This window comes from Micromonospora parathelypteridis (genome assembly GCF_014201145.1).
In the GTDB taxonomy this organism is placed as follows: domain Bacteria; phylum Actinomycetota; class Actinomycetes; order Mycobacteriales; family Micromonosporaceae; genus Micromonospora; species Micromonospora parathelypteridis.
The window spans coordinates 4,080,137-4,097,452 of sequence record NZ_JACHDP010000001.1 but is presented as its reverse complement, the minus strand read 5'-3'; the positions used below and the strand labels follow the sequence as shown (position 1 = coordinate 4,097,452).

Below are 17,316 nucleotides of genomic sequence, written 5' to 3'. Positions count from 1 at the left end.
CGGACAGAACGTGCCAACAGCCGTACAACGGCGTCCGGAAGTGCAAGATCGATGGAGCAGGGGCGGGTTTGGGTATGTCAGACGCGGGGCGCGCCCACCGGCTGGGACGCCTCGACGAACTCCTCGCGCGGGTCGTGCAGCTGCCCCAGGGCGACCACCTCACGCTTGAGGAAGAACGCCAACGACCAGTCCACCACCACGCGGACCTTGCGGTTGAACGACGGGATCCGGCTCATGTGGTACGTCCGGTGCATGACCCAGGCCGGCCAGCCGGTCATCTTGATCCCGTACACCTGGGCGACGCCCTTGTGCAGACCGAGGCTCGCGACGCTGCCGACGTGCTTGTGCTTGTAGTCGACCGGCTCACGGCCCCGGATCACGGCCGCGATGTTGTCGGCCATCCGGGCAGCCTGGCGCACCGCGTGCTGCGCGCTCGGCGAGCAGAAGTTGCCCGGCTCCTTCGTCAGGTCCGGCACGGCGGCGCAGTCACCGGCGCTCCACGCGCCCTCGACCACCTGGTCGCCGTCCACCACCTGGAGAGTGGGCAGGCAGGTGATCCGCCGACGGTCGTCGCGCGGGAAGTCAGTCGAGTCCAGCATCGGGGACGGCTTCACGCCGGCCGTCCACACGATCGTGTCGGACCGGAAGCTGTCACCGTCGGAGAGCTTGACCACCCCGTCGACGCAGGACTCGAGCCGGGTGTCCAGCCGAATGTCCATGTTGCGCTTGAGCAGCTGCTGCACGGTGTAGGCGCCCATGTCCCGGTCGACCTCGGGCAGCACCCGCTGGGTGGCCTCGACCAGCACCCAGCGAACCTCGTCCTGCTTGAGCTCGGGGTAGTAACGCAGGGCGTCGCGAGCCATGTCCTCCATCTCGGCGAGCGCCTCAATGCCGGCGTACCCACCGCCGACGAAAGTGAAGGTCAGCGCCGAACGGCGGACCTCCTCATCCGGCGTGGCCGCTGCCACGTCGAGACGGTCCAGCACGTGGTTGCGCAGGTAGATCGCCTCGCCGATGGTCTTGAACCCGATGCCCTGCTCGTGCAGGCCGGGGATCGGCAGGGTGCGGGAGACCGAACCCGGAGCCACGATCACGTGGTCGTACGTGATCTCCCGGGCCGGGCCGCTGATCGGCTGCACGGTGGCCACCTTGCGGTCGTGCTCGATCCGCGTGACCGTGCCGGCCACCATCTTGCAGCGCCGCAACTCCCGCCGCAGCGGCACCACGGAGTGCCGCGGGGAGATGTTGCCCGCTGCCGCCTCAGGCAGGAACGGCTGATAGGTCATGTGTGGCTGGGGATCCACCACCATGACCTCAGCCTCACGGGAGCTGAGCTTCTTCGACAGGCGCAGCGCGGCGTACAGACCGACGTGCCCGGCACCAACCACAAGGATCCGCTTCGGATTCACGTTGTCTATCTTTCCCCGGCCGGCTCAGGTAATCCCGCTCGCGGCCCCCATCTGTGACGGAGCACAACCCCTGTGACCTGCGTAACTCTCATTTCACGCGCGTCACCGGCGCCGCAGGAGCCAGCCCAGCAACGTAGACATCCCCACCGCCACCAACAGCCCCAGCACTGTCACCCACTGGTGTCCGGTTCCCCCGCCGATGCCTGCTGCCTGCAACAACAGCACCCCCAGCACTGCCGTGCCCAGCACGACGGCCCCCGACCGCAGCAACCACCGGGTGATCAACTCGGGGTCCACCACCGCGTCGTAGGGCAGCAGCGCGGCCAGCGCGCAGAGGGTGTGCCCCAGGTAGAGCAGGGCGGCGATGGCGAGCAGCCGCCAGAGGGCGACCGGGCGGCCGTACCCGTCGGTCGCGAGCAGCCAGCCGCCGACCGTGACCAACGTCGTGAAGGTCGCCCAGGTCCGGCGTGGACCGAACGCGGGCAACAGTGCGGCAACCGCCAGGAACAGGATTGGCCGTCCGGAGAGCACCTCGGCGGGAAAAGCCAGGATGAACCCGGCAAACACCGTGACGAAGATTCCGGCCCGAACCAACAGCGGGGCAGCGCTGATCCGGGCGACAGCGTTCTGGGCCGCCCGAACCCGCCCGGTGACAGCGTCGATCATCTGCGCCTACCCTCGTTCGCGACTGCGGGGCTCGCAAGCGCACTCCTCGCGCTCACCGGCCACCGCCCCTCACCGGCCACCGACCCGAGGAGCCGTCGCCAACCGGGCCACGTCCCGCAACACCTGGTCCAGGCTGCCGGCGCCGGCCCAGCGCACCACCGGTACGCCGTGTTCCCGGAGCTGTCCGATCATGATTTCGCGATCCAAGCGCCACAGCCGGTACGCCACCTCGGCCCAGGTCTGGTCCTTCGGCGGCGCCAGGTCGGTCGGCAATGTGTCGACGGCCACCACGAACCGCCCGGCACGGGCCAGCCGGGCGAGCATCTGCGCCGACCGTTCGTCCAGCAGCGGGGTGAGCACCACCACCAGCGCGTCCGAGGAGAGCAACTGCGGGCCGAACACCTGGTCGTACGGCTCGTGCGAGGACGAGTGGACGCGGACGTCGAGGAGCCACTCCAGCACCGTCAGGTACTGCCGACGCCCAGCGGCCGGCCGCAGCCGGCGAGCTGCCGGCCCGTACTCCAGCAGGGACACCCGGTCGCCACGGTGCAGGTAGTGCTCGGCGATCGCGGCGGTGGCCCGGACGGTGGTGTCCAGCACCGAGGCGGCCCCGCCCACCCCGCCGGAGCGGCCAGCCTCAGCGAGCACGTCGAGCAGCACCACCACCTCGGCGTCGCGGTCGGAGAGAGTGGCCGCCACGTGCAGTTGCCGGGCACGCAGCGACACCCGCCAGTCGATGCGGCGCAGCCGGTCCCCCGGGCCGAAGCGCCGTACGCCGGCCAACTCGCCGCCCTCACCGGGCCGGCGGGAGTGGTGTGCCCCGACCAGACCGGCGGCGCGGGGCATGGCCTCCACCGCCTCGAACGGCTCGGTACGCGGGTACACCCGCACCCGGACCGGCTCGCTGATCACCGCCCGGGAGACCAGCAGGCCGCCCGCCGTGGCGACCCGGGCGCCGGCCGGGCCGACCGGGTGCCGGCCCCAGCGCAGGGCACGTCCGGCCAACTCCAGGTCCACCGCCGCACCGGTGGGCACCGACGTCACGAACGGCCGGTCGGCGAGGGAACGGCCCGTGCCGCTGGCCGGCGTCTCTCCGTTGTTCGGTGTCGTGGTGGCGGGAGGTACGTCGTCGGCGGTCTCGTCGTGTGCGAAGCCGGCCCGGTCGACGCGCAGCCACGGCGACACGCGGGAGCGCAGCACCACCAGGTCGTAGTCGACCGTGTCCGGGTTGCCGACGCTCACCGCCGCGGTCACGTCGCCGCCCTCGACCAGCGGCGCGTCGTCACCCGAGGTGATCCACACCTGCGGCAGCGCCGTGGGTCGTCGGCGCAGCGCGTACGCGGTGCCCAGCGCGAACGGGGCGGCCAGCACGATCAGGTCGACCCGCCCCAGCAGCACCCCTGCCACCAGCAGCAGGCCGGCGAGCAGCACCGCCCGGCCGAGCGCCCGGGTGGGCGCCCAGCCGGCAGCCGGTTCCGGCTCGGTGGCTCTCGGCACGGTCGGACCCGTCATCAGTGCCGAGGCCCGCCGGCGGCGTAGCTGGGTAGCGCGCCGCTGGCCGGGGCGGGGGTCGCCTCCAGCACCTCGCCGACCACGAACGCCGGATCGACGCGACGCAACCACATCTCCGGGCGCAGGGTGATCCGGTGGGCCAGAGCGGGGGCCGCCACCTCCTTGACGTCCTCCGGCACCACGTAGTCCCGTCCGCCGAACACCGCGCGGACCCGGGCCAGCAGCAGCAGCGCCAGCGAACCGCGAGGCGAGGCTCCGACCAGCACCGACGGGTGCTCACGGGTGGCCGCGGTGAGGGACACGATGTAACGGCCGATGGAGTCCTCCACCACCACGTCCTCCAGCGCGGCCTGCATGGCCCGGAGCGTGGCCGCGTCGACCACCGCCTTGATGTCCGCCTCCTCGCGGCGTCGGCTCATCCGACGGCGCAGCACCTCCCACTCCTCTTCGTGCTGCGGGTAACCGAAGGAGACCCGCAGGAGGAATCGGTCCAGTTGCGCCTCGGGCAGCGGGTACGTGCCCTCGTACTCGATGGGGTTGGCGGTGGCCAGCACGTGGAACGGCTCGTCCAGCTTGTAGGTCACACCCTCCACCGAGACCTGCTTCTCCTGCATCGCCTCCAGCAACGCGGACTGGGTCTTCGGCGGCGTCCGGTTGATCTCGTCGGCGAGGAGCAGGTTGGTGAAGACCGGCCCGGCCCGGAAGGTGAAGTCGCCGTTGCGCTGGTCGTAGAGGAAGGAGCCGGTGACGTCGGCGGGGAGCAGGTCGGGGGTGAACTGCAACCGCCGGAAATCCAACCCGAGCGCCTGGGCGAACGATCGTGCGGTGAGCGTCTTGCCCAGCCCGGGCAGGTCCTCCAGCAGCACGTGGCCGCCCGCGAGGATGCCGGCGAGGACCAGTTCCAACGCGTCGCGCTTGCCGACCACGACGGTGCCGACCGCGTCCAGCACCGCCCGAGCCAGCTGGCCGACCTCGGCGGGGGCAATGCTCCGGTCCACGTCGTTCATCAGATTTTCTCCAGTTCGGCGACGATCACCGCGAGGTCGCGCGGCGACGGGGTGCGGCGAGGTGGGGTCTCCAGGAACGTCCACAGCCGGTCGCCCAGCAGGACACGGGCGCGGGCCGGATCCGACTCACGGGTGACGCCGTGCTTCAGGCGCATCCGCTCGTCGGCCAGTTCACCGATCCGAGGCAGGACCACCTCGGTGAAACGTTCGGGTCGGGTGTTGGACCAGTCCAGTGGCCATTCCCAGCGATTGATCGCGGAACGCAGCGCGTCCCGCGCACCCCAGTTGTAGCTACCGTCCTCCTCGCCCGTCACGGCCCGGCCACCCGCTGGCGGCGGGGGTGGCGGCGCGAGCAGGGCGGTGACTCGGCGGACCGCCAGCACGGCGAGCACCCCGGCGACGAGTACGGGCAGCGACACCTGCAGGCCGACCGCGCGGAGGCCGACGACCAGCACCGCGACCATGCCGGCGGCCCACGCGAGCGAGCGCAGCACCGGGCCGACCCGGGAGCCGCGCGCCTGCGGGCCCGTCGGCGCGGCCTCCTCCTCGAAGGTGAGCAGATCGTCGATGCTGGTGCTACTCATGCGGTCACCACCGCTGACAGTTCGCCGCGCAGCCGGCGCAGCGCGGCGCGGGCCTGGTCCCGGGTGCTCTCGCCGACCGGGCGGGTGGCGTACCGGGCTTCCCGGTAGACGTGCGCGAACTCGCCCAGCACGTCGGTGCTGACGATCGCCGGCACCCCCGCCGCCGGGTCACCGCGCAGCAGCCGGCTGACCAGATCGGTGGGCGTGTCTCCGGTAAGTCTCGGGACGCCGGCCGCCGCGGCGGCCTCCTCCAGGCGCACCCAGCAGGCGATCACCGCCACCCGCGGATCGGTGTCCCGGTCGTCGAGCTCCACCAGGCCGGCGTCGAGGGCGGCGACCACGTCGCGGGCAGTGCCCTCGGCCGTACGCCGGGCCCGGTGCGCGGGCAGCGAGCGGATCGCCCGGCGACGTCGGAAGCCCCGCAGCAGGATCCAGGCGAGGTAACCGAGCGCGGCGAGGATGGCGAGACCGAGCAGCACCATCGCCACGGTTCCGATCCACTCTGGAATGTGCGCCTGCGTGGCCTCACCGGCGTCGCGCGGCTCGACCGGAATCGACGGCGGCGGCTCTGCGGTCGGGTACTCGGGCACCCACGGCAGGCTCTCCGCGGCTGGCGGGATCCGGCTGGCTCCGATCGACGAGTGGGCTGACGCCAGCGCGGCACCGGCAAGCAGCACGGCGACCGCCCCCACCGGCCACCACCGGCGAAGCAGGCCGAGCGCCGGGCGTAACACCCCCGGCTCGGCCTCAGACGGTGTCGGCGGGAGTGTTCCGTCTGTCATCGCCACCGCCACCGCCCCACGCGCGTCTCAGTCCACTCCGGCCAGCAGCTTGGCCTGGCCGAAGACGTCGTCCAGCATCTCTGGTGTCAGCCGCCCCGTAAAGGTGTTCTGCTGGCTGACGTGGTAGCAGCCCAGCAAGTCCGGAGCGTCCGTGCCGGACCAGTGTGCCCCATGACCGAACGCCGGTCGCGGGCTGGGCGGGCGCTGCCCGTACACCTGACGTAGCACCGGCCACCACGCCGCCCAGGCGAAGGCGCCCAGCGCGACCACGACGCGCAACGTGGGCCGGATCAGCGTGACCTCGCGATGCAGCCAGGGTGCGCAGGTGTCCCGTTCCTCTGGGGTCGGCTTGTTGTCCGGGGGCGCACACCGGACGGCCGAGAAGATCCGCAGGTCCCGCAGGGCGAGCCCGTCGTCGGCGGCGACGCTGGTCGGCTGGTTGGCCAGCCCGGCCCGGTGCAGCGCGGCGAACAGCACGTCACCCGACCGGTCGCCGGTGAAGATCCGGCCGGTGCGGTTGCCGCCGTGCGCGGCGGGCGCCAGCCCGAGGATGGCGATCCGCGCGTCGCCGGTGCCGAAGCCGGGAACCGGCCGGCCCCAGTATTCCTGGTCGCGGAACGCGGCCCGGCGGGTGCGGGCGACCTCCTCCCGCCACCGGACCAACCGGGGGCAGGCGAAGCAGTCGCTCACCGCCGCGTCGAGGTGAGCCAGGTCGGTCGCCCGCGCTGCGCGGGCGACCACCTGCTCGGGGGTACGCGACTCAGCCAAGCTTGGCCCGGAAGAGTTCCAGGGTGCGGGCCCAGGCGCTGGCGGCGGCGCGCTGGTCGAACGCCTCCGGCCGGTCGTCGTTGAAGAAGGCGTGCGAGGTGCCCGGGTAGTCGTAGAGGTGGCAGTCGCCACCGGCCTCCTCGATGGCCCGGCGGGCGGTCTGAATGCCCTCGGCGGCCGAGGTGCCGTCCTCTTCGGAGCAGTGGATGACCGCGGCCTTGCCGGCGTAGTCGACCCAGTCGGGGCGCATCGACTCCCAGGGCAACACGGGATAGAAGCCGGCGGTGGCGACGATCCGCTCGGAGATCGTGGCCGACCAGAGGGCAAGGCTGCCGCCGGCGCAGAAGCCGACGGCTCCGACCTTGCCGGTGACCTCCGGCCGCCCCGCGAGATAGTCGGCGGCGCCGGCGATGTCCTTGGCCGCGTCGTCCATCCGCATCGCCATCAGCAACCGCTGCGCCTCGTCCGGCTCGCTGGTCGTCTCACCGTGGTAGAAGTCCGGGGCGAGGGCGACGAAGCCGGCCTCGGCGAACCGGTCCGCCACCGATCGGATGTGCGGGACCAGGCCCCACCATTCTTGGATGACGATGACGGCGGGGCTGGCCGTGCCGCTGGCGGGTATCGCGAGATACCCCTCGCTCGTGCCGCCGTTGCTGCGGTAGCTCACCATTTCGCCCATGGGCCGTCCTCCTAGCGGTCAGTCATCGTTGGCTGGTCGCCCAGTGGTCCTAGTGCCGGTAGCCTGCCATGCCGCGCCGCCGCCGGGAAGACGCCGGAACAGTGGCATTCACCTCCCGTTCGCCCGCCGATGACTCCGGGTACGCCGACGGCGGCGGGGTAGGTCCCCGCCGCCGTCGATGCCGATCTACCGCTCTGGTCAGGCCTTCTTGGTCAGGCAGAGCACATAGCCCGTCTTGCCCGGCTCGATGCTGGAGTAGATGTACCCCTGTTCGCCTTCCTTGAAGTACTGCTCACAGGTGGTGTCGGCCTTGGCCTGGGCCTCGCTCTGGTCGTTCACCCGACCGACGACGCTGTACGCCGCGTCGGTGGAGGTGCACTCGACGACCTTGGCACCATCGACAGTCTCCTGCTCGGTGCCCGTGATCTCCGGCAACTCGGCGATGCAGTCGCCGGTCTTGGCGGCAGCGGTCTCGTCCTTGTTGAAGTAGTTGCCGATCGCCGAGGCGACGCCGAACTTCAGACCGGCGACGACGACGATGGCGAGGACCGCGCCGACGACGCCGAGAACCTTCTTCGCACCGGACTTCTTCGCCTCCTGCTCGGCCGGCTGCGACTCGGCCGGCTGCGACTCGGCCGGCTGCGACTCGGCCGGCTGTGACTCGGCCGCCTGTGGCTCGGCCGGGCCCGGCTCCGCCGGCTGCGGCGTCTCGACGGCCGGCTCAGCTGGTGCGGCGTCGGACGCGGGGGGCGGTGCGACCTGCTCTGACACGGGGGTTTCCTTCCGAGGGGTTGAGGAGCAGACGACACCGTAACGATCACTGATTTCCGATGCCGTCCCGCTCACCTCGGCCGTTCAGCTATTTCCCAGCTTCAGTCGCATGATCCATTTCACACCGTGGCTCAGCTCGTCGCGCTGGGGGTCGGCGCAGCGCTCGGCGTGCCGGTCGCGGTCGGGTCTGCCGTGGGCTGGCCGGTCGGGATCGGCGTGGTGCTCGGGTCCGGAGTGCTGGTCACGCCCGGCGCGGCGGTGGGTGGTTCGGAGGGGATGGGCGCGCCCGGAGCGCGGGGCGCGAAGGGCGCCTGCTCGGGGCAGTACGGGTACGCCCGCAACGGCGTCTTGCCGTAGGCGTCTTCCGAGCAGTCCGGGTAGCCGAGGCGGATCGGGTCGCCGTTCTGGTCGAAGAGCCGGGCATTCTCCACCAGGCGGCCCTCACTGTCGTAGACGAAGACGTCCCGGACCCGGTCGTACTGACTGTCGACCGAGGTCTGGTCGTAGCCGTAGTCGCCGTAGCGCATCCGGTCCTCGGCCTGCATCAGAGCGGCGAACGCGAACACCACCAGCACCGCGCTGCCGACCTGCACCGCCGAACGCGGCCAGCGGGTCAGCCGGGCGGAACCGCGGCCGATCCAGATGGAGGCGAGCACGAAGCCGACCAGCATGACCAGGCCGGCGAGCAACTCGCCACCGAACCTCGGCAGCAGCCCGAAACTGCCGCCGGTGCTGATCACGGTGACCAGCATCGCCGCCAGATAGCCGCGCACCACCCACCAGCCGGGGCGCAACAACCGGAGGAAGTCGCTGGCTGTGGCGTACCCCAGGGGTGGGCCGAGCCGGATGTCGAGCGCGCGCAGCCGGGTGCGGACCCGGACCACCGCGGTCGCGACCCGCTGGTCGAGATTGCGCCCACCACCCGGGGCGGCGCCGGCTGCGGCGCGCAGCTCTGCGGCGTACGTCTCGGGCTCGCCCAGTCGCTCGACGAGGGTGCCCTCCGCCTCGGCAGCGACCTCGGTGAGGTGGTCGCCAAGATCTTCGATCAACTCGTCGCGTTGCGTGGGCGGCAGGTCGGCCAGAGCGGCCCGGACCCGTGCCACATAGTCGGTGATCTCCTGCTCCGTGACGGTCATGCCGCCATCCCCCGATCGTCGAGCAGACTGTCCATGGTCGTGGCGAACGAGCGCCAGAGCTTGCCGGAGCGGGTCAACTGGTCACGCCCCGCGGCGTTGAGTGAGTAGTACTTACGGTGCGGCCCGGATTCGCTCGGCACGACGTACGTGGTGAGCAGGCCGGCGGCGAAGAGGCGGCGCAGCGTCCCGTAGACCGAGGCGTCGCCGACCTCCTCCAGGCCGGCCTCGCGCAGCCGGCGCAGGATGTCGTAACCGTAGCCGTCCTCCTCTCGGAGCACGGCGAGGACGGCCAGATCGAGCACGCCCTTCAGCAACTGTGTGGTGTCCACGCGATGCACACTACTGTGCAATCCACAGTACCGTCCAGAGTTTCGGCCCCGACACGCGCTGATCCACTCAGCATTCACTCTCGCCCCGACGCGCGAACTCCTCGAGAGAGACGCGCTGCTGCACCTCCTCGCCGTCGACGATGTCGGTGAACAGCACCGTTCCGGGCGCCAGGTCGGCCAGTTCGCCAAGGCGGAAGGACACCCGGAGCGTGGTGAAGCTGCTGTCATCGGCGACCGCGTACATCGTGAAGGCGACATCGGGATCGACCACCGGCTCGGGTGGGAAGCCGTCGAGGAGCACGGTTGCGGGCGACGTGGCGGTACGCGGCACGGTGTAGTCCCACCTCGAGTAGGCCGGCGCCACCGTCACCGGGACCGACGGGGTTGGCGACGACGGCTCCTGGGTGCGGAAGAGCACCACGACGTCCGGTGGCCGGCTCGCGCACCAGGCCACGGCCGCGAGTGGACGGCCGGCGTCGTCAACGGTCAGTCCGGTGACGCCCTTCCTCTCCGGCGAGCAGCCGGTCAGTCCGCCGACCATGAGCGCCGCCACGGCCAGCAGAGCGACCGTCCGGCGCGTCGTCGAGTTTGCGTGAAGGCCCATTCACCGACGGTCACAGCTCAGCGTCAGCGCACGACCTCGGGCCCGTCACGGTTCGACGACGATCAGTGCGGCATCTACTGCAGGCTCCAGGCGATGCCGTCCAGAATGTCGTGCTCCGAGGCGACCACCGACGGCATCCCCGCCCGCTCCATGATCACGCGGAGCACCAGCGCGCCCGCGCCGATCACGTCGGCCCGGCCCGGGTGCATCACCGGGTTCGCCAACCGCTGCTCACGGGTCTGACGCAGCAGGTCCGCGGTCACCTCAGTGACCTCCTCGTACGACACCCGGGCGTGGTGGATGCGCTCCGGGTCGTACTCCCGCAGGCCCTTGGCGAGGGCGACCACGGTGGTGACCGACCCGGCGAGGCCGACCAGGGTGGCCGCCTCGCGGCCGGGCACCACGGCGAGCGCGCGGTCGACCGCGGCCGCGATGTCGGCCTGCGCCGCCGCGACCTGCTCGGGTGTCGGCGGGTCGCCGGGCAGGTGCCGCTCGGTCATCCGGACACAGCCGATGTCCACCGAGACTGCCGCGCGCACCCCACCGGCCCGGTCACCGACCACGAACTCGGTGGAACCGCCACCGATGTCGACGACCAGAAACGGTTCCTTCGCGTCGGCCGGCAGCCCGCGCACGGCGCCGGTGAACGACAACCGGGCCTCCTCGTCGCCGGTGACCACCTCGGGCGCGACGCCGAGGGTGCGCTGCACCATCTCGGTGAAGTCGGCGGCGTTGGCGGCGTCCCGCGAGGCCGAGGTGGCGCACATCCGCACCCGCTCAGCGCCCAACTTCTCGATGTCGGCGGCGTACGACGCCAGCGCCACCCGGGTCCGTTCGATCGCCTCCGGTGCCAGCCGGCCGGTGCGGTCCACCCCCTGCCCGAGCCGGACGATCTCCATCCGTCGGGTCAGGTCGACCAGCGGCGCCTGCGACCCGGCCGACTCCTCGGGCAGGTCGGCGACCAGCAGTCGGATCGAGTTGGTCCCGCAGTCGATGGCCGCCACACGCGTCGTCACGGCAGCAACCTTACGGTAGGACGGACGGCCACCCTGCGGCTTGGTCGGACGGCAACCACGCCCCGGACGAGTCGACCGACGAGCCCTCCAACAGCTCCGCGCCGAGGGCAGTCAGGTGATGCCGGACAGCGCCACCCTCCCGCTCGCTGGCGACCAGCCCGGCAGAGCGCAGCGCGGTGGCGTGCTCCGAGGCCGAGGAGAGACTGATCCCGACGGCCCGGGACAGCACGGTGGTCGTCAACCCACCGTCGGCCGCCAACCGGCGCAGCACCAGCGCCCTGGTCACGCCGAGCAGTCGACCGAGGGAATCGCCCCCGGCAGCGGCCCCCCGCGTACTCATCACCGCCGGATAGACGAGCAGGATCGGATGACCTGGCTCGACCAGTACCCGGGGGCGGGGCCCGGCCAACGGGGACGGCAGCAGGATGAGCCCGTGGCCGGTGCCGGGCAGATCTCCGCCCCACCACGTCCGCACCTCGAGCACCGGCTCCCGCCACCGGATCGCCGGGTGCAAGCCCGCGAAGAGGCCGTCCAGGCCGTGCTGCGCCAGCCGCAGGCTGGCACAGGTCACCTGCTGGCGGTACGCGGACACCAGATCGGGCCAGTTCGGTGCCAGGACCGCGTCGAACCAGGTGCGGACAGCCCCGCCGAACAGGTCCAACACTTCCGGGTCGGCAGCCGCGAACCGTCGCCGCAGCGGGGTGACGTGCGCGTGCGCGTACGCCGCGGTGGCCTCGGCGCGGATTCGCCAGGCCGGGGTGGCCCGAATCGCCTCCAGGCCGGCCTCGACCGATTCCAGGCCGGAGAAGGGGGTGACGAAGTCCGGCAGACGCCCCCGGGCGGGCAGCAGGTGCCGCAGCGTCGCGGTGGCGGCCTGCGCGGCGCCCGTACTCTCGACCGCCGCCGCCCGCTCGGCCAACGCCGGTGCCATCGCCGCGACCGTCGGGTCCCGCAGCCACTGACCGGCCAGCAGTGCGGTGCCGACCGGGTGCAGCCGATCGGCGAATCGCACCCGGCAGAGGTCCGCCGGCCCGAGCTGGAGGCGAAGCATGAGGGACAGCCTGCCTGCCTTCGCCCAGGACCGAAAGGGTTGATCCGTAGGCGGGTCACCTCCAGTGTGGACGCGGGGTCGACGGGGGGTGGCCGACGTGCGGCGATCGGTGGCAGTGTTGACGGGGCTCTGCCTCATGATCGTCGCCGCAGGCTGTGGTGAGCGGGGGCGGCCCTCGTCGACCCCGTCGTCGGCGGCACCCTCCGCGTCCAGCGAACGCCCGGCAGCCGGCGACCACGACCTCACCCTGAGCCACAACGGGCTCGACCGCGCCTACCTGCTGCACGCCCCACCCGGTTACGACCCGAGCCGGCCCGCCGCGCTGATCATCGCGCTGCACTTCTACCCCGGATCCTCCACCTCGATGCGGGAGCTGGCCGGCCTGGAAGCCAGAGCTGACAAGGACAACGTGCTGGTCGCCTACCCCGACGGGGTGGGCGGCGGCTTCAACGCGCTGATCTGCTGCGGCAGCGCGGACGACGTCGGCTTCCTCACCGCCCTCACCGACCACCTGGTGCAGACCTGGCGTGCCGACCCCAACCGGGTCTTCCTCACCGGCATCTCGAACGGCGGGGACATGAGCTTCCGGGCGGCGGTGGAGAGCACGGGCAAGTTCGCCGCGATCGGGGTGGTCAGTGGCGGTTACAGCGGAAAACTGACCACGGCCGACAGTTACGTGCCGAAGAGCCCGGTCTCCGTGATCACCTTCATCGGCGGCCAGGACCGGTACGCGTCGACCTTCCAGACCGGCATCCAGACCTGGCAGCAGCGGCTCACCTGCCAGCCGAGCCCGAAGGCGTCCGGGGTGCCGGGCGTGACGCACACGGTGGCGGGCTGCAAGGACGGCAGCGAGGTCAGCGTCTACACGATCGCCGACATGGGCCACAGCTGGCCGGGGGCGACAACCGGCCAGCTCGCCGCATCCTCCGCGGGCCTGTCCGCCACCGACCTGATGTGGGAGTTCTTCGCCGCGCACCCCCGCAAGGCCTGACTACAGCCGCAGCAGCATCCGGATGTTGCCCAGCGTGTTCGGCTTGACCCGCTCCAGATCCAGGAACTCCGCGACACCCTCGTCGTACGAGCGCAGCAGCTGCTCGTACACCGGTTGCGGCACCGGTGCGCCGTCGATCTCCTGAAAACCGAACGCGCCGAAGAACTGCGTCTCGAAGGTGAGCACGAAGATTCGTGCCACACCCAACTCGCGGGCGGCGTCGATCAGCTCGCCCACCAGCCGATGCCCGATCCGCCGGCCCCGACAGGACGGATCCACCGCGACCGTACGGATCTCGGCCAGGTCCTCCCACATCACGTGCAGCGCGCCGCAGCCCACCACGGCGCCGTCGGAGGGGCGGACCGCCACCCGGAACTCCTGCACCTGCTCGTAGAGCGTGACGGTGGCCTTGCTGAGCAGCCGCCGGTCATTGGTGTAGGTGTCGACCAGCCGCCGGATGCCGCGCACATCCCCGGTGCGGGCCCGCCGCACCAGGATCTGACTCTCGGGAGCCGACGACCCGGCCTGCGCGCTCATTCGCTCGCCGGCACGTCCACGCACGGGCCGGCCGTCCACCAGGGCTCGACCAGCTCCAGGGTCTCGTCACCGAACGGGTTCACCCCGGGGCCGGCGCCCAGCGCGTGCCCCAGGTGCACGTGCAGGCACTTCACCCGGCCCGGCATCCCGCCGGCCGAGATACCGGCGATCTCCGGCACCTCGCCGATCGCCTCCCGCCGGGCGAGGTAGTCCTCGTGCGCGGCCCGGTAGTGGGCGGCCAGCTCGGGATCCGTCGTCAGCCGGTCCGCCATCTCCTTCATCAGCCCCGCCGACTCCAGCCGGCTGCACGCCGCGGTGGCCCGGGGGCAGGTCAGGTAGAAGAGCGTCGGGAACGGGGTGCCGTCGGAGAGGCGGGGAGTCGTCTCCACCGCGTCGGGAAGGCCGCACGGGCAACGGTGGGCCACCGCCCGGGTGCCGCGGGGCGTCCGGCCGAGCTGCGCGGCCACCGCGGCCAGGTCGGCCTCGGTGGCCGGCTCACGCTGCGGCAGGGGTACGGAATCCGCCGCCGGCTCCGACGGTGGTACGACAGTCACGGTGCCCATCTCTCCTGGTGTGCTGATCGGTGGATCACTTGCCCGGCTGCTGGCTGTCCGCCGCCTGCACGCTCGACCAGAGCGTGTCGTACCAGGTCACCGGGCCGGTCGGCGCGCCCGAGCCGGCCGACTTCCCGGCGTCCCGGGCGGCGCCCTCCGGGTCGTGCAGCACCACCATCATCTTTTCGCCCGGGCGGCCCATGAAGAACCGCTCCCGAGCCTGCGTCGTGATGTACGCCGGGTCTTTCCAGTTGGCGGCCTCGGTGGCGAGCTTGGCGATCTCCGCCTCCTGCACCGCCTGGGCCGCTTCCATCCGCTCGATGTCGGCCTGCTGGTCGAGGTAGACCCGGACCGGGTACGTGTAGGCCAGCGCGAGCGCGATCAGGACCGCGAACAGCACGGTGGCCCGACCGGTGAAGCGACGTGGGTGGGGTGCGGCGAGCCGCTTGACGGCACCACCGGCGGCAGTACGCCGAGCGGCGCCAGGACGATTCGCGGAGCGAACGCCCTCAGCGCCCCGAGCCGCGCCCGGTGCCCGACCAGCGGCGCCACGCGGTTCGGCGCGCACGCCGGTCTCGCGGACCGATCCCCGGGTGACCCGGCCACCACCCGGCCGGCCGGACTGACCCGGCCGGCGGGCGGGACGTTGACCACCCGGTGTGCGGCGCTGCTGCATCGTCACACCCCTCCCCCGAGGCTTTAGGCCGAACGGTAGCGCGGGAACGCGCCAGCGCCGGCGTAGCGCGCCGCGTCGGCCAGCTCCTCCTCGATCCGGAGCAGCTGGTTGTACTTCGCGACGCGGTCCGAGCGGGCCGGCGCGCCGGTCTTGATCTGGCCACAACCGGTGGCCACCGCCAGGTCGGCGATGGTGGTGTCCTCGGTCTCGCCGGAGCGGTGGCTCATCATGCACTTGAAGCCGGCCCGGTGGGCGAGATCCACCGCGTCCAGGGTCTCAGTCAGCGAACCGATCTGGTTGACCTTGACCAGGACCGCGTTGGCCGACTTCTCGGCGATGCCGCGGGCGATGCGCTGCGGGTTGGTCACGAACAGGTCGTCACCGACGATCTGCACCCGGTCGCCGATCGAGGCGGTCAGCGTCTGCCAGCCGCTCCAGTCGTCCTCCGCCAGCGGGTCCTCGATCGACACGATCGGGTAGTCACCGGCCAGCTTGGTGTAGTAGTTGCTCATCTCCTCGGCGGACTTCGCGGCACCCTCGAAGGTGTAGGTGCCGTTGTCGAAGAACTCCGTGGCGGCCACGTCGAGCGCGAACACGATGTCGGTGCCGAGCCGGTAACCGGCCTTCTCGACCGCCTCGGCGATCAGGTCCAGGGCCGCCGCGTTGGTCGGCAGGTTCGGCGCGAAGCCACCCTCGTCGCCGAGCCCGGTCGACAGGCCCTTCTTCTTCAGCACCGACTTCAGCGCGTGGTAGACCTCCGCGCCCGAGCGCAGCGCCTCACGGAAGGTGGGCGCGCCGATCGGTGCGACCATGAATTCCTGGATGTCGACGTTCGAGTCGGCGTGCGCGCCACCGTTGAGGATGTTCATCATCGGCACCGGCAGGAGGTGCGCGTTCGGGCCGCCCAGGTAACGGAAGAGGCTCAGCTCGGCGCTGCCGGCGGCGGCCTTCGCCACGGCCAGGGAGACCCCGAGGATGGCGTTCGCGCCCAGCTCCGACTTGCTGTCGGTGCCGTCGATGTCGAGCATCTTCTGGTCGATCAGCCGCTGCTCGCTGGCCTCGTACCCGATGATCTGGTCGACGATCTTGTCTTCGACGTTGGAGACCGCCTTCTCCACGCCCTTGCCCTGGTAGCGGTCGGCGTCACCGTCGCGCAGCTCGATCGCCTCGAAGGCGCCGGTGGAGGCGCCGGACGGCACGGCGGCACGGGCGACCGTGCCGTCGTCCAGGCCGACCTCGACCTCGACCGTCGGGTTGCCCCGCGAGTCGAGAATCTCCCGGGCGACGATTCCCTCGATGGTTGCCACTAAGTCGCTCCTCGTTGTTGTGATCCGGTCCGTGGGTGGGCCGCGACGGTGCGGCTGAGGCAGGTGTTGAACGCAGCGTATCGGGCCGCGAGAACGGACACGGCGTCGCCCGCGCACCCGAGTCGCCCCGCACTGACGGACATTCCCGGATTTTCGGGCGTCAACCGGCAACGGGTTTGCGCTGCGCGGACCAGATCCACCAGGCTGTTCGCCATGCCCGCCGCCTCGACCACCCTCCGCATGCTCGCCGTGTCGGTCATCGCGTCGCTCACGGTCACTGGCTGTCAGACATTCGAGGACGCCGGAGTCGCCATGGGGCGCTCGGAACTCGTCAACGACCTCGCCGCCCGGCTCGACCGGGCGCTGGAGCTGACCTACTCGGCCGACTACCAACTCCCTGGGGGCCAGAGCGCCGCGATCGTGCAGGCGCAGGACCCGGCCCGGTCCGCGTACACCTACCCGGGCGGGCGGCTCACCGTCACCCCGGAGGCCATCACCCGGTGCACGACAACCGGCACCCGCCCGGAGTGCACGCTGGTCGCCCCGCCCGCCCCGGGCAGCAAGCCCACCGTGACGCTCTTCGGCGAGGCCAACGCGCAGGGCCTCGTCACGCCTCCGGTGGTGGTCGGTCTGCTGACCGCCGCCGCGCTCGACCCGCAGGCGGTCATCAGGCAGAGCGACACCACCGTCGCCGGGCACCACGCCGCCTGCGTCGAGGTGCAGGCATCCTCCGGCGACTTCACCGCCTGCGTGACCACCGAGGGCGTGCTCGGCAGCTTCACAGGGGCGGTCGACGGCAAGCCGATGGACCTGGCGCTGAGCCGCTACTCCGCGACGGTCGACACGGGGGCGTTCGACCCGCCCGCCGGCGCCGGACTCGTGGACCGCCGCCCCACCGGCTCGTAACCGCCAGGCGGCGCTGAGCGGCGCGCGGCAC

The 17,316-nt window shown here is 71.6% G+C and carries 20 protein-coding genes; 2 read left to right on the top strand and 18 right to left on the bottom strand.

Going from position 1 to position 17,316, the window contains the following annotated elements; translation table 11 throughout:
• Positions 1-77 precede the first annotated feature (77 nt).
• The 14 genes from HNR20_RS18565 to HNR20_RS32735 all read right to left on the bottom strand — a co-directional run bounded on the left by HNR20_RS18565 (position 78) and on the right by HNR20_RS32735 (position 12,314).
• Positions 78-1,409 carry an NAD(P)/FAD-dependent oxidoreductase gene (locus HNR20_RS18565; protein ID WP_184181535.1) on the bottom strand — a complete coding sequence of 444 codons (1,332 nt, stop codon included), beginning with the start codon at positions 1,407-1,409 and terminating at the stop codon, positions 78-80.
• Positions 1,410-1,511: 102 nt separating this feature from the next.
• Entirely contained in the window at positions 1,512-2,072 is a 561-nt protein-coding gene (locus HNR20_RS18560) for a hypothetical protein (protein WP_373290983.1), read from the bottom strand.
• 72 nt (positions 2,073-2,144) lie between these two features.
• Complete coding sequence (locus HNR20_RS18555) at positions 2,145-3,587, bottom strand: DUF58 domain-containing protein (RefSeq protein WP_184181531.1); 1,443 nt, start codon at positions 3,585-3,587, stop codon at positions 2,145-2,147.
• Positions 3,587-4,594, bottom strand: a complete 1,008-nt coding sequence (locus HNR20_RS18550) for an AAA family ATPase (protein ID WP_184181529.1) — start codon at positions 4,592-4,594, stop codon at positions 3,587-3,589. The genes HNR20_RS18555 and HNR20_RS18550 overlap by 1 nt, the downstream gene beginning before the upstream one ends.
• Positions 4,594-5,178 (bottom strand): hypothetical protein, encoded by a 585-nt coding sequence (locus HNR20_RS18545; RefSeq protein ID WP_184181527.1) that lies wholly within the window; start codon positions 5,176-5,178, stop codon positions 4,594-4,596. The genes HNR20_RS18550 and HNR20_RS18545 overlap by 1 nt, the downstream gene beginning before the upstream one ends.
• The gene (locus tag HNR20_RS18540; protein ID WP_184181525.1) at positions 5,175-5,960 is read right to left on the bottom strand and encodes a DUF4129 domain-containing protein; all 786 of its coding nucleotides are present in this window, start codon (positions 5,958-5,960) and stop codon (positions 5,175-5,177) included. The genes HNR20_RS18545 and HNR20_RS18540 overlap by 4 nt, the downstream gene beginning before the upstream one ends.
• A gap of 27 nt (positions 5,961-5,987) precedes the next feature.
• Positions 5,988-6,728: a uracil-DNA glycosylase gene (locus HNR20_RS18535; protein WP_373290958.1), complete on the bottom strand. Its 741-nt coding sequence runs from the start codon at positions 6,726-6,728 to the stop codon at positions 5,988-5,990.
• Positions 6,721-7,407 carry a dienelactone hydrolase family protein gene (locus tag HNR20_RS18530; protein ID WP_184181523.1) on the bottom strand — a complete coding sequence of 229 codons (687 nt, stop codon included), beginning with the start codon at positions 7,405-7,407 and terminating at the stop codon, positions 6,721-6,723. The genes HNR20_RS18535 and HNR20_RS18530 overlap by 8 nt, the downstream gene beginning before the upstream one ends.
• Before the next feature lie 198 nt (positions 7,408-7,605).
• Positions 7,606-8,178, bottom strand: a complete 573-nt coding sequence (locus HNR20_RS18525) for an LppU/SCO3897 family protein (RefSeq protein ID WP_229686984.1) — start codon at positions 8,176-8,178, stop codon at positions 7,606-7,608.
• Between the two features lie 131 nt (positions 8,179-8,309).
• Complete coding sequence (locus HNR20_RS18520; protein WP_184181521.1) at positions 8,310-9,314, bottom strand: HAAS signaling domain-containing protein; 1,005 nt, start codon at positions 9,312-9,314, stop codon at positions 8,310-8,312.
• Positions 9,311-9,643: a PadR family transcriptional regulator gene (locus HNR20_RS18515; RefSeq protein WP_074316865.1), complete on the bottom strand. Its 333-nt coding sequence runs from the start codon at positions 9,641-9,643 to the stop codon at positions 9,311-9,313. Before HNR20_RS18515 ends, HNR20_RS18520 begins: the two co-directional genes overlap by 4 nt.
• Positions 9,644-9,710: 67 nt before the next feature.
• Complete coding sequence (locus HNR20_RS18510; RefSeq protein ID WP_184181519.1) at positions 9,711-10,247, bottom strand: hypothetical protein; 537 nt, start codon at positions 10,245-10,247, stop codon at positions 9,711-9,713.
• 74 nt (positions 10,248-10,321) lie between these two features.
• On the bottom strand, positions 10,322-11,251 hold the full coding sequence (locus tag HNR20_RS18505; protein WP_184188664.1) for a Ppx/GppA phosphatase family protein: 930 nt from the start codon (positions 11,249-11,251) through the stop codon (positions 10,322-10,324).
• A gap of 22 nt (positions 11,252-11,273) precedes the next feature.
• Positions 11,274-12,314: an ArsR/SmtB family transcription factor gene (locus tag HNR20_RS32735; protein ID WP_184181517.1), complete on the bottom strand. Its 1,041-nt coding sequence runs from the start codon at positions 12,312-12,314 to the stop codon at positions 11,274-11,276.
• 109 nt (positions 12,315-12,423) lie between these two features.
• Here HNR20_RS32735 and HNR20_RS18495 point away from each other — a divergent pair, with 109 nt between their 5' ends.
• Positions 12,424-13,305 carry a CE1 family esterase gene (locus HNR20_RS18495; RefSeq protein ID WP_229686986.1) on the top strand — a complete coding sequence of 294 codons (882 nt, stop codon included), beginning with the start codon at positions 12,424-12,426 and terminating at the stop codon, positions 13,303-13,305.
• On the opposite strand, the gene HNR20_RS18490 is transcribed toward HNR20_RS18495, so the two are convergent.
• From HNR20_RS18490 to eno, 4 genes are read right to left on the bottom strand one after another with little or no spacing between them, the layout of a single operon-like run.
• Complete coding sequence (locus HNR20_RS18490) at positions 13,306-13,842, bottom strand: amino-acid N-acetyltransferase (protein ID WP_184181515.1); 537 nt, start codon at positions 13,840-13,842, stop codon at positions 13,306-13,308.
• A complete protein-coding gene (locus HNR20_RS18485) occupies positions 13,839-14,396 on the bottom strand; it encodes a DUF501 domain-containing protein (RefSeq protein WP_184181513.1) in 558 nt (185 codons plus the stop codon). The genes HNR20_RS18490 and HNR20_RS18485 overlap by 4 nt, the downstream gene beginning before the upstream one ends.
• Positions 14,397-14,430: 34 nt before the next feature.
• Complete coding sequence (locus HNR20_RS18480; protein WP_184188658.1) at positions 14,431-15,072, bottom strand: FtsB family cell division protein; 642 nt, start codon at positions 15,070-15,072, stop codon at positions 14,431-14,433.
• A gap of 23 nt (positions 15,073-15,095) precedes the next feature.
• Positions 15,096-16,379 carry a phosphopyruvate hydratase gene (gene eno / locus HNR20_RS18475; RefSeq protein WP_184181511.1) on the bottom strand — a complete coding sequence of 428 codons (1,284 nt, stop codon included), beginning with the start codon at positions 16,377-16,379 and terminating at the stop codon, positions 15,096-15,098.
• Between the two features lie 213 nt (positions 16,380-16,592).
• On the opposite strand from eno, the gene HNR20_RS18470 reads away from it, so the two are divergent.
• Entirely contained in the window at positions 16,593-17,285 is a 693-nt protein-coding gene (locus HNR20_RS18470; RefSeq protein ID WP_184181509.1) for a hypothetical protein, read from the top strand.
• The last annotated feature ends 31 nt before the right edge of the window (positions 17,286-17,316 follow it).